A 12,057-nucleotide genomic window follows, 5' to 3' on the forward strand; every position below is an offset into this window, starting at 1 on the left:
CACTCACCCTTGGCCCGCTGATCCGTACGCGGCACCGAGGCGAAAACATCCGCCACGAACATCGCCAACGCCGCCCGTAATCGGTTCACTTCATGTGCATCCACAAGACCCAACATGCTCTTGATCAGCATCAACCAGAAGACCTAACGAAGCACTACTAGACCCTGTCCGGCGGATCATGTGACTACCAAGATCAAGGGGGGCTCAACGACCCGTCGGACAGCAGACGCACATGCGGCGCATCATCGACACCGAGGACACCCTGGGGTACAGCCCCATCGGCAAGGCCCTGAAGTCACCAGCTCGACCTGCAACGTTCGACACCCACAGGTCGTCCCCGAACATGAATGTCGCCCTGGCGGTCAGGCCGCCACGAGTCCCTCGGCGACGAACTTTTCCACGAGCTCTTGTGCACGTCGGTCGAGATCGGTGTACTGCGCCTCTCGCTCAGCGCCCGCGACCGCTTCGCCGATGAGGAGGTTGCCTTCGGCGTCGACGCGCTGCGGGCGCTCCTCCGCGTCGGTGAGCAGACCGACGGTGGAATGGGAGAAGCCGCAGTAGTAGGCGATGCCTTCGCTCAGATTGGTCTCGAGGAGGGCTTGCATCCCCTCCACGATGGGGTCGTCGGCAGTGGCGCCGGCGACGCCCAGCCACAGCATGCGCTTGCCGGCGAGACGGGGCTTGCTGCGGCCGTAGGCGAACCCGTAGTTCCATACACGGTCGATCCAGCCCTTGAGGATGGCGGGCACGTGCTGCCAGTACACCGGGAAGACGGCGACCACGACATCGGCGTCGAGGATGCGCTGCATGTGGGCGTGCGCTTCGTCCGAATACGCCTTTTCCCTGTTGCCCCAGTCCGGCTGGTCCGACATGTTCATCCGTGGGTCGAACCCCTCGGCGTGCAGGTCGAGCAGGTCAATGCGGTATCCGGCGGCTTCGAGCCGGACGGCGGCACGGCGGGCCGTGTGCGCGGTGAGGGAATCGGTGCGGTGGTGTGCGACGACCACGAGGGCGGTCCTGGCGTGGCTGTCGTGCTGCTTCACGGTGTCTCCCGGCTGGTCTCGGTCGATTCTCGGTCGATTCGATGAATCCAGTACAGCCGCGGTGACGTAGATGATCCATGGGAGAAACGCTCCGGAACATAGGAGATCGTCTACGATATGTCTCGTGGATCCGCTGAGTTCGCTACTGAGTGGCATCCGGGCCGAGGGCTCGGTCGTCAGCCACGCCGTGCTGACGGCGCCCTGAACCATCCGCTTCGCCGACGAGGCACCGCTCACCATGATCAGCGTGCTGCGTGGCGGGGGCACCCTGCTGCTGCCCGACGGCATCGAGCGAGCGGTCGGTGTGGGCGATACGGCCATCGTGCGCGGCCCCGCACTGTTCCATCTCGCGGACCATCCCACCACGGTCCACAGCTCCCACGCCGCGTACGAGATCGCGTGCTTCACCAGGGACGCCGAGTGCACCGCCCAGGAACTCGGCGGTATCCACTGGGGCACCGGCTCGCAGGAGGCGACCGCGCTGATCGTGGGCGCCTACCGCGCCTCGGGCCACCGCCACGATCGGCTCCTGCGTGCCCTGCCGCCCGTCCTGGTGATCCAGGAGGACGTGGAGGTCTGCGCCTGGCTGGAGACGGCCGCCGCCGACGCCGCCCATCTCTCGGCCGGTTCTCAGGCGCTGATGGACCGGCTCCTGGACTGGGCCCTCGTGTGCACCTTGCGCAGCTGGTTCGAACAGGCCGGTGCCGACGCGCCCAGCTGGTACCGAGGCCTTGCCGACCCGGTCCTCGCCCCCGCCCTGCAGGCCTTCCACGACCGGCCCGCCGAGGCGTGGACGGTGGCTTCGCTGGCCGCTCGAGCCGGCGTCTCCCGGGCGCTGTTCGCCAAGCGCTTCACCAAGCTGATGGGCCGCCCGCCCCTCGCTTACCTCACGGAATGCCGCATGGACGAGGCCGAGACTCTTCTGACCGACACCGACCTCAGCATCGCCCAGATCGGAAGGTCCGTCGGCTATGCCGACGCTTTTGGCTTCAGTGCCGCGTTCAAACGCCACAAGGGCCTGAGCCCAAGCACGTTCCGCGCCGCGGCGGCCTGATTTCCGGTCGGCCTGAGCTTGTCGTTCAGCGACCAGCACCAGCAGCCTCAGCTTCCTTGTAACCGTCACTGTCGCTCGGCAGCGAACACCAGGTCATGGGTCATGAAGTGGAGTTCCACGTCGTCCGTCGACTCCACCCACAGCCCCTCTGCGTAGAGCACGGAGGCCGCGACCATCCCTGCCTCAGCGACGAGTTCGGAGTGCTGGGAGCTGTCCGGCCGCACGGTCGTGGGCGGTCCGGCATGACGCCTGGGTGAGCATCATCGTCGAGTTCTTTCGCGGCACCGGATGACGCGTCAGCGGCTCTGGTTCGCTGAGGCGTTGTCCAGCACCGCGGTGCACGGCCGCGAGAGTGCCCAGACGGGCAGCTGTCCATCGAGGCCGTCGGCGGCCGATTTCAGGGCTGCGGCCCCCGCCGGGCAGGCCGGCCAGGTCCGCGCAGACGAACTCCAGCAGCATTCCGGCGTCGATCTTCCCGCAGGTGACCTGCCAGAGAAGGTCCGGCGTGGTGCCCACGATCTGGGCTCCTAGCACGTTGACCCGGGGGTTCTTGGTGTCCTCGCGGGGCGCCACCGCCCGCTGCCCGATGCACGAGTAGGTGTAACCGGTGGGCATGGTCGGGGTGAAGCCGGATTCGTCCAGGAAGATCAGGTCACGCTCGCCCGCGTGCGCCTCCATGGGGGCGGCCTTGCCGCAGTCGAGCAGGCGGATGTACTCCGCCCGCTACCGGGTGCAGCGGGTCAGATCCCGCCGAGCCCACGACGCCGTGGCGCCCACCTGTCGAGAGCCGGTAAGCCCTGCTCCCCGACCCACTGAACACGGTCGGTGACCTCGCAGATCGCCATGGCCGAGTGCGGGCTCGGCGTCACCGTCGTGCCCCGCCGTCCGGTTCAGACCGCTCCGCCACGCGACAGAACATTGAACGCCTCCAAGCCCCGCCGACCATGGACTCGGCTATGCGACGACCTGATCCCTCGTGAAGGCTCCCCCGTTCGGGTCCCGATCAAGACGACCACCTGCGACCATGTCCCGGTGCCAACTCGGGTAAGCCAGGCCACGATTGAGGGGAATCGATCATGACCGCTTTCGGGAGAAGAATCAGACGCGCCGTGTCGGTCATCGGGTCGGCAGCGGTGCTCGCCATACCTCTGAACCTGGCAATGCCGGGGACGGCCACCGCCGCTGGGACCGCAGCGACCAGCCTCGACCGGTTCGCGAACTACGAGTACAAGGAGTGCATCGAGGAGAACTCCTATTACAACTTGTGGTCCCAGGACTGCGGCATCGGCTATTCCGATCTGTACTGGCGGTGGACCGGCACCACCAACACGTCCTCGACACTCCAGAACTACATATGGGGCCACTGCCTCGACAGCAACTCGGCCGGCGACGTCTACGCCAACGGGTGCAACGGTGGAAACAACCAGCTCTGGCAGGTCAGCCAACCCGCGCCGGCAAGCGCAGTCATGCTCCGCAACACAGCAACCCGCCTCTGCCTCTACCAGACCACCGGCGGCCTCTACCGAACGACGGTATGTGACCGCAACGCGCGCACTCAGCGATGGACCATCGGCTGAGCGATCCGTGCCTCGCGGAGGACGACGTCATACGCGACACGACGGCTCAGGTGGGGCACGCACGCACCTCGGCGGCTGGAGCGTCGAGGTGCCGCCCAGGTTCCCGGAGAGTCGCTCCGAGCAAGTTCTGACCAGCGGTAACACTCACCGCTAACAACCGGCGCCACGGCAAAGCGACCCGCATCTGGTCGACGCCGCCTTCGACGCGATCGCTCGTGCCAATCCTCATCGACGAGCCCGCTGTCCCGGACCTGGCCATGATTGCAAGGTTCGACCTCACTCGTGGAAAGCCATACGGAGGCACACCTAGGCAGCAGACCGGCGGGCTGTGAGCAGGAGATACTCCCAGTCCATCGTGCCATCAGTCAGGTGTCGCGCGGCCAGGTCGTCGAGGGCCGCGTCAAGGGCGGCCACCCGATCGGGGTCCTCCGCGATGAAGCGATACGTGGCGATGGTCGGCCCGTAACAGGTCTTGAAGAACTCCCGGAACTCTTCCGGCCGTACGAACCGATCGACACGCAGCGGCTGCCTGCGGGCGTCAATGTCCGTCACGCGATTCCCCAGGAGGGAGTGCACGTGCTCCGGGTCGCCCCACAGGGGCGGCGGCTGGGCGCCCGGCGGAGGCGGCGGAGCGTATGGGCGCATCGCTGCGAACATCTGCCCGATGAACCCCTCCGGGGTCCAGTTGATCAGGCCGATCGTGCCGCCCGGCCGACAGACCCGGACCAGTTCGTGGGCCGTTCGCTCATGGTGTGGAGCGAACATGACACCGACGCAGGACATCACCATGTCGAACTCTCCGTCCGCGAAGGGCAGAGCTTCCGCGTCCGCCACCCGCCAGTCCAACCGGGCACCGCGAGCCTCGGCGAGGCTGCGTCCGACTTCCAGGAGCTCGGGCGTGAGGTCGGAGGCGACGACGTCGGCGCCAAGGAGTGCGGCGGGGATGGACGCGTTCCCGGAGCCGGCCGCAACATCGAGGACGCGGTCACCGGGCCGAACGCCGATTCCCCGCACCAGCTCGTCACCCAGCTCATGAATGACATCCGACACCACGGCGGGATAGTCGCCCATCGCCCACATCGCACGGTGTTTCGCCTTCACGGCATCTGGCGCGGCATTGTCATTGTTCATGTCCCTATGCTCAGCCCCGCGCAGGCTCCGCGGCCACGGCCAGGAGGGTGATTCTCAGGCATTCAAGGGCCTGTGCGGGGTGCTGGGGCCAACCCTCCACCGGGCCTAATGAGGTAGTCCGGCAGGTGATCGCCACACTCCGAACGGCCCCCGCGGGCTGGGCGGCCGCCAGAACCAGACCGAGCACGAGATGGACATCCTCATCCAGATAGGCCCCCATCCGCGGGCTGCTTCCTCGTCGTCGCCGACGTCGGCTGTCCGAAATAAAGCGACGGCCGCGGCCGGAATCCGGCATTTCCCACAGTCGATGCGGCACCGGATACGATTCCGTGGTCACAGGACGATCTTCTCGCTACGGAAGTAGTTTTGCATGCGGGATCTGGAATTCCTCCCGCTGCTCTCTGTGTCCACGCCTCGAGATTCCGCACCACTGGCGTCCTCGCGTGACTCCCCTCTCCCTGATCGCTTCCGACGAATGGCTCTCACCGTGACACAGTTCGAGGCCGTTGAGCGCGCTGTGCGCGCGGGCGCTCCTCATGAAATCCTCAGCACACTGCGTGACGCGCTGATTCGGCACTTCGAAGCCACCGAGGTCGATCTGCTCTTGGCGGACTACAGTTCCTCTGTCCTGCAGCCGGTGACTGCTCTTCCGTATACCGCCCAGCCCTTGGCCGTACGCAGCAGTCCGGAGGGCCGTGCCTTTGTCAGCCAGGAGCCCTACGGCAAGTACATCGCTCAGGACGCGACGGTGAACCTGCATCTGCCGGTGACCGTTCGCGGCGACAGGCTGGGCATCCTGACCGTGCGCCTTCCCGAGCACAGGTGCACTCCTCAGGCTGTTGACGAGATGGCGGGACTCGCCGAGCTTCTGGGGCACGAAATCCTGGTGGCGGAGCGTGACACCGATCTCTACGTGCAGGCCCGCCGCCGCCAGCGGCTCACCCTGGCGGCGGAGATGCAGTGGCAACTGCTGCCTGCCCGTTCCTGTGCGCGTCAGGAATACGCCGTCGGGGGGCAGTTGGAGCCCGCCTACGACATCCACGGCGACAACTTCGACTGGTCCACTGCGGCCGACAGCCTCACCCTCACCATTACGAACGGTATGGGCGAGGGAATCCACGCCTCTCTGCTGACGAACCTGGCTGTCAACGCCCTCCGGAACGCCCGCAGAGCCGGAATCGGCATCGCCGATCAGGCTGCGCTCGCCGATCAGGCCATCTACGCGCAGTACCAGGGCACGCAATACGTTTCGACCTTGCTGCTGTTCTTCGAACTCGCCACAGGACGCGTGCAGGTGGTGGACGCCGGATCGCCTCAGCTCTGGCGTCAGCGCAACAAAGTTGTGGAGCGCGTCGATTTCGAAGCACAGCAGCCGCTGGGTATGTTCGACGAGACCCTGTACGAGGCGCAGGAATTCCAAGCCCTACCCGGAGACCGTCTGATCTTCGTCAGCGATGGCGTCTATGGCGCCGTCTCCGGAGCGGGGGAAGCCTATGAGGAGCGGGCCCTCGCTCGAGCCATCCAAGCCGCAAGCTTCTTGCCGGCCGCCGCAGTCCCCCGGGCGATGTTGGAGGAGCTGAGCGCGTACCGCGACGCGGACCCCGACGACGACGCCCTGGTTGTCTGCCTTGACTGGTTCGGCCGCGGCTCGGCGCAGTCGCACTGACCGCAGTGGACGCGAACCAAGACCTCCGCATCGAGAGGAGTTCATGCCACGGAGTGGGCGCCGGGTCTGTCGTCTTCCTCGTCGGTGGCGTTGAGCTGAGCGGTAAGCGTTGCGAGTCCTTTGGCCAATGCACGGCGCTCGGTGGAGGGCATGTTGCTTATGGCCTGGTGCAGCATGCTGTCGCGCCGTTCTCGGATGCGTTGCAGATGCCGCTTCCCCGCGGTGGTCAATCGCAGGGCGATCTCGCGGCCGCTGTCGGGGGATGGCATGCGCTCGAGGAAGCCGATGGCTTGCAGGCGGTCGCACATGCGGGTGACGGTCGGCGGTGCGGAGGAGAGCTGGTGGCACACCGTCCGCATCCGGATGCCGTCCTGCCGGTCGACGACGTACATCAGACGCAGTTGGGACGCGGACGTGGGCGCGGTGGCATCGACGGTGGAGTTTCTGGCGTGCTCCCACATCACGTCCAGGAGTTCGGTGATGGAGCCGGCTGACTGAGTCGCCTCGTGAACTATCCCGCTGGGTGCGGCGTCTGGTGCGGTCATCATGGCCCGTCAGTGTGTGCTTCTGCCCGGTGAACGGCCAGGCAGTGCCTCAGGTGCCGGCGTCCGGCCGGGTGGGGCGGAGCGCCGTGGCCTCCTCCTCGTGCGTTGAGCACTTTGCGGCGGCGGTGGGAGGTGCCGTGAAGTGGTCAAGGGTACCGGTGATGTGCAGGAGCCGGTCCAGGTTCGCGGGCCGGTCCTCAAGGTGCAAACGCACCCCGGCTGCGGTGGTGCGGCGGCTGATCATCAGCAGAGCGGACAGGCCCATGGAGTCGACCACGCCGAGCCCTCCACAGTGCAGATGCAGGCTTCTCAGTGCGGGCCGGGCTGCAAGCTGTGCGGTGGTCTCGTTCACGAGGAGGTCTGCGGTGTAGAAGTCGAGATCGCCATCGAGCTGTATGCGGACCCGGTCCTCGGTGTCGACCCTGGTAAGACGCAGGTGGTCAGGGGGCGGTGTGGTCATGCGGTGTTCCCGGCTTCGGTGGGGTGGTGGGTGGTGAGTGTCCGCGTCGCGATGTGGAGGATCCGGGTGGCTCTCGGGAAGTCCTTGAGCTCCAGGGCTAGGAGGTGCAGGGCCGGCGGCAGACTCTGCGCGGGTACACCCCGCGACGTGAGGATCTGCGCGGTCCAGGTGATGAACCCGGTGAAGAGTTCGTCGTCATCGAGGTAGAGGGCGGTGGCCAGGAACTCGACGATGGATGCGAGGTCTTCCGCTGTGCGCTCGCGCTGCAGTTCGCTGTATGTGCGCATGGCGGGGAGCGCACCTTCCAGAGCGGTGAAGACAGTGCGCACCAGGGAGTCGCTGTTGCGGGTGACCAGGGTGTATTCCTGGTCGTCCAGGTGAGGTAGATCGTCGATCTGTTGGTGGTCGAGATGAGTGCGTAGCAGGGGACCGCGGGCGAGGTGGTCGGCGGCGGCGCGGGCGTTGGGGGCCCAGGCGTCGGCCCCGAGAAGTGTTGCGTACTGGCCCGCTGGTCCGAAGGCGGCGCCGCCGACGAGAACGGGGACGCTGATGGCCTGGCATGCGGTGATCGCCGCGTGGGCGGTGGGCAACCGGGTGGCGATCGAGCTGGAGAGGGCGACCGCGTCGGCGCCGGTGGCGTGGAGGTGGGCGATGAGGTGCGGGGAGGGCAGCTGGGCGCCGAGGTAGTCGATCTGCCAGCCGCGCAATTTCAAGACCTCGGCCAGCAGACGGGCGGGCAGCGCGTGCCATTCGCCGTCGACGCAGGCCACGGTGATGCGGCCTCGGGTGACAGTCGTGCGAGCGGAGGGGTGGACGCTGAGGGCGGTGATGACCCTTTCGTTGATGGCGGTCGCGGCGTGTTCCTGGGCGACGCTGAGCCGGTTCGCCGCCCATTCCTCGCCGACCTTGCCCTGTACCGTTGCGATCACATCGAGCAGCACGCTTTCCGGATCCACGCCTTCATCGAGGGCGCGCAGCACCACCTCGGTGGCGGAGTACTCGTCTGCTGCCGAGACGCTGTTCCACAGCTGGTCTGCCAGCTGCTCCGGGCGGCCGTTGTGCGGGAGGCGGGGCTGGGTGCTCGTGCTCATCCGGTGAATCTGCCCCGGGTGTGCCCGTTCAGCGCGCTCAGATGGTGGGTGCGGGGTGCTGCGATCACGACGACGGCCATGTCGTCGTGACGCCGGTTACCGACCCATTGGGCGGCCAGCAACTGCACGTGCTCGACGATGCCCTCGGCGGGCATGCCCGCACATGCCGAAAGGGCCCGTTTGAGGCGCTCATCACCGAACAGAACGTTGCCCATCGGCCCGCCCTTGGCTTCGGTGATGCCGTCGGTGTAAAGGACGCAGCACTCCCCCGCCGCGAGGGTTACGGCCGTGGTGTTGGCGGAGACGTTGGGGATGGCTCCGACCAGGGTGCCGCGGGTGTCGGCTTCTTCGACGGCTCCGTCCGCACGGATGATCAGCGGCGTGGGGTGGCCGGCGCTGGTCAGGTTGAGGTCCACCTCGCTGCCCCGCCGTACGGCGGAGGCCAGGACCAGGGTCGCGAACCGTGCGTGATGAGAGTTGAGAAGTGCGGTATTCAGCAGCGAGAGGATCCGCTGGTGGTCGTCCGCCAGGGGCAGCAGGGCGTGCAGGGTGCTGCGGATCTTGCCTGTGAGGACGGCGGCTTCCAGACCCTTTCCGCACACATCCCCGAGAGAGACCAAGGAGGCTTCGCCCTCGGTGGCGGGGTGCACGTCGTAGAAGTCCCCGCCAATGCGCTCGTGGTCCGCGGAGGGCCGGTAGCGGCCGGCGAAGTCCACCCCGGAGACCTGGTGCAGGGTCGGGGGCAGGAGTTCGCGCATCAGCACCTCGGTGATGGCGGTCTGCTCAGCGTAGAGGCGGGCGGCCGACATCGCCGCCCCTGCGCGGGTGGCGAACAGCCGGGCGAAGACCTCCTCCTCGTCGCTGAAGGAGTCACTCGTCGCCCGTCGCAGCAGGACCAGAGCCCCGGCCGGGACACCGTGTCCGGGCAACGGGGTGATCACTATCGACCCGGCCGGCCCGAAGCCTTCGGGAACCAGCCACTGCGGCGCCGTCGACGGATCAATCCACCGGGAGGGCACCGGCGGAAACCCACGCAATGCCTCCCCCAGCCCCGGTACCTCGTCCGGATCCACTGTCTCGTGCGAGAGTTCGGGCACACCGCCCCGAACGCAGGTCACCACCGGAAGCCGATGTCCACGGCTCGGCGCGATCGCGAGCGCCGCATCGGCGAGGTGCTCCGCAGCCATCTGGGCGGTCACATCCATACAGCGCCCCAGATTGAGGGTGGAGAGCAGGGCACTGGACGCCCTGGCGAGGAACGCGGTCCGCTCCCGCTCCCTGTGCAATGCGTCCCGGGCGAGCTGGTGATCGGTGTCATCGACCAGCCACCAGGCCACGGTGCCGTCATCCCGCACGCTGAGGTGCGCCTCGAAACGCCGTCCGCCGATCATGCCGGAGAGCGGTGCATCCGTCTCCGGCACGCAATGGTGGCCGGGGAGATGCACACTGCGGTGTGCTGCGGCGAGCCAGGTCGGAGCCACACCAGACAGAGGTGTCCCGGGCGTTGCTTCCGGGAGGAGCGCGGCAGCCGCGTCGTTGCGCTGCACGAGGGTGCCGTCGACGTCTGCGACCAGGACCGGGTAAGGAGCCGTGCCCCACGGGAAGTCGGACTTCGGCTCCGCGACGGTTTGCGCTCGGGTGTGATCCAAATATGCAGGATCCGCTGTGCGGATCCCTCACCTCATCGACTCGACGGAAACGTTGCTCGAAGGCAACAATCTCTCATGTCCTCGCTCTCTGACAACCAACTACCTCCTCGTGACCGGATCAGCGCAGAAGGCAAAGAGAGGTGTGCTCGCAGGGCGGGGTTGATGCGGGCAAACGGTGAGGAAAGCGTGGGGATTCGCACCGCTATCGACTCACCACCACCCGATCCAGGGCCATTGGTGGCCGACCGGACTTTGGACTTTCCCACGACTCCGCGGCCTTCGCGGCGCGCAAAACGTCACCCCCGTGCGCGACTTGCAGGCAGGGCTCAGAGAAAACGACGGATCGGCACTACGGCCGCTTCCCTTGCCCTTTGCAGGAGGTCGCGGCGCTTCCATCGGCCGTGCTTGATCAGCACGCTCTTCTCTCGGTCCTCGTCGAAGTGGCCGTCGAGGGCCGTCGTGAAGTCCTGGTCCAGGACGGCGAGCATGACTTCCTCATCGTGGTCGAGCGAACGCCGATTGAAGTTGGTGGAGCCCACCAGCGAGGCGATCCTGTCGACCGTGATGATCTTCGCGTGCATCATCGTCGGCTGGTACTGATAGATCTTCACGCCGCACGCAGTCAGGTCCTCGTAGTGGTGCTGCCCCGCCAACTGGCAGACCCGCTTGTCGGTGTGCGGGCCGGGCAGCAGGATTTCCACCTCCACCCCGCGGCGGGCGGTGGCGCAGAGCAGCCCGGTGAAGTAGTCGTCGGGGGCGAAGTAGGCGGTGGTGAGGCGGACGCGTTCCTCGGCGGATTCGAGGACGACGCGGATCAGGGTCTGCATGTCCTGCCAGCCGAAGGAGGCGGAGCCGCGCACCACCTGGACGACGGCGTCGCCATGGTGCTCGCTGTCGACGAACCGGTCGCGTTCGTCGAAGAGTTCGTCGTGGCACTCGGCCCAGTTCTGGGCGAAGGCTGCGGCCAGGCCGTCGACGGCGGGCCCGGTGACCTGTACGTGGGTGTCGCGCCACTCGTTCTCGTTGCGGGCGTCGCCGCACCACTCCTCGGCTATCCCGACGCCGCCGGTGAACGCGGTGCGCTCATCGACGACGAGGACCTTGCGGTGGCAGCGGTGGTTCTGCTTGAGCGGTGAGAGGTAGAGCGGCTTGCGGAACCAGGCCACCTCCACACCGGCCTCGTCCATCAGGTCCAACTCATCCTTCTCGATGAGCCGGCTGCCGAAGCCGTCCAACATGAGCCGCACCCGCACTCCGGCACGGGCGCGATCGGCGAGCGCCTCGGCGAACTTGTGCGCGATGCCACCACGCCAGTAGACGAACGTCATCATGTCCACGGTGTGCTCCGCGCCGCGGATCGCATCCAGCATCGCTCCGAAGATCTCATCCCCGTTGCGCAGCGGAACGAGAGAATTCCCCTCGGTGGCCGCGATACCGATGAGCCGTTCCAGCCTGCGTCTCAGCCGCAGGGAACGCTCCTCGCAGAGTTCCTCGGCCAGACCATGCTGACCGTCCAGCACGCTGCGTTCGGTTGTCTGAGACATGCTCCACCTCGTATGTGCGTCGAGTGGTGTCGGCGATCGAGCGGCAGAAACGGCTTGCCGCGCGGGATGTACGCACATGTGCAGCCACCGTCTACCCTCCGAACCCCCGGAGATTCCGCGGCCGCCTCCAAGTCCGCGCGGCGGGTCACCGATCACATGGCCGCCTCCTGGGCGGGCTACGCCGCACACCACGGAGACACCCGTGCAATCGGACCGCGGGACAGGGTGCTTACCGCACCGTCGGTGAGTGCGGCGCCGCACAAGGCCTGGCCGGCCTGACGATGCGCCGGATCGCCG

The 12,057-nt window shown here is 67.0% G+C and carries 10 protein-coding genes and 1 pseudogene; 3 read left to right on the forward strand and 8 right to left on the reverse strand.

From position 1 onward, the window contains the following. Positions 1–362 precede the first annotated feature (362 nt). A complete protein-coding gene (locus ACZ7M7_RS40365; RefSeq protein WP_472125890.1) occupies positions 363–1,043 on the reverse strand; it encodes an NAD(P)H oxidoreductase in 681 nt (226 codons plus the stop codon). 124 nt (positions 1,044–1,167) lie between these two features. Here ACZ7M7_RS40365 and ACZ7M7_RS40370 point away from each other — a divergent pair. Further along, a pseudogene (locus ACZ7M7_RS40370) lies at positions 1,168–2,097 on the forward strand (AraC family transcriptional regulator). Between the two features lie 183 nt (positions 2,098–2,280). Here the strand turns inward: ACZ7M7_RS40370 and ACZ7M7_RS40375 are convergent. Continuing rightward, positions 2,281–2,775, reverse strand: a complete 495-nt coding sequence (locus ACZ7M7_RS40375; RefSeq protein ID WP_451175624.1) for a hypothetical protein — start codon at positions 2,773–2,775, stop codon at positions 2,281–2,283. 398 nt (positions 2,776–3,173) lie between these two features. Here ACZ7M7_RS40375 and ACZ7M7_RS40380 point away from each other — a divergent pair, with 398 nt between their 5' ends. Beyond that, positions 3,174–3,674 (forward strand): RICIN domain-containing protein, encoded by a 501-nt coding sequence (locus ACZ7M7_RS40380; protein ID WP_472125893.1) that lies wholly within the window; start codon positions 3,174–3,176, stop codon positions 3,672–3,674. 306 nt (positions 3,675–3,980) lie between these two features. Here the strand turns inward: ACZ7M7_RS40380 and ACZ7M7_RS40385 are convergent, their stop codons facing one another. Further along, positions 3,981–4,805, reverse strand: a complete 825-nt coding sequence (locus tag ACZ7M7_RS40385; protein ID WP_472125895.1) for a class I SAM-dependent methyltransferase — start codon at positions 4,803–4,805, stop codon at positions 3,981–3,983. A 475-nt stretch (positions 4,806–5,280) separates the two neighbouring features. On the opposite strand from ACZ7M7_RS40385, the gene ACZ7M7_RS40390 reads away from it, so the two are divergent. Continuing rightward, positions 5,281–6,471, forward strand: coding sequence for a PP2C family protein-serine/threonine phosphatase (locus tag ACZ7M7_RS40390; RefSeq protein WP_472125898.1), 1,191 nt, complete (start codon positions 5,281–5,283; stop codon positions 6,469–6,471). Positions 6,472–6,512: 41 nt separating this feature from the next. Here ACZ7M7_RS40390 and ACZ7M7_RS40395 read toward each other — a convergent pair whose 3' ends face one another. The 5 genes from ACZ7M7_RS40395 to ACZ7M7_RS40415 all read right to left on the reverse strand — a co-directional run bounded on the left by ACZ7M7_RS40395 (position 6,513) and on the right by ACZ7M7_RS40415 (position 11,760). Continuing rightward, positions 6,513–7,016: a MarR family winged helix-turn-helix transcriptional regulator gene (locus ACZ7M7_RS40395; protein WP_383614701.1), complete on the reverse strand. Its 504-nt coding sequence runs from the start codon at positions 7,014–7,016 to the stop codon at positions 6,513–6,515. Between the two features lie 49 nt (positions 7,017–7,065). Beyond that, positions 7,066–7,476, reverse strand: coding sequence for an STAS domain-containing protein (locus ACZ7M7_RS40400; protein WP_472125902.1), 411 nt, complete (start codon positions 7,474–7,476; stop codon positions 7,066–7,068). Then, positions 7,473–8,567 (reverse strand): cobalamin B12-binding domain-containing protein, encoded by a 1,095-nt coding sequence (locus ACZ7M7_RS40405; RefSeq protein WP_472125905.1) that lies wholly within the window; start codon positions 8,565–8,567, stop codon positions 7,473–7,475. The genes ACZ7M7_RS40400 and ACZ7M7_RS40405 overlap by 4 nt, the downstream gene beginning before the upstream one ends. Further along, on the reverse strand, positions 8,564–10,216 hold the full coding sequence (locus ACZ7M7_RS40410) for a PP2C family protein-serine/threonine phosphatase (RefSeq protein ID WP_472125908.1): 1,653 nt from the start codon (positions 10,214–10,216) through the stop codon (positions 8,564–8,566). Before ACZ7M7_RS40410 ends, ACZ7M7_RS40405 begins: the two co-directional genes overlap by 4 nt. A gap of 326 nt (positions 10,217–10,542) precedes the next feature. Continuing rightward, entirely contained in the window at positions 10,543–11,760 is a 1,218-nt protein-coding gene (locus ACZ7M7_RS40415; RefSeq protein WP_472125910.1) for a phospholipase D-like domain-containing protein, read from the reverse strand. Positions 11,761–12,057 lie beyond the last annotated feature (297 nt).

Source organism: Streptomyces sp. NPDC111606, assembly GCF_055656945.1.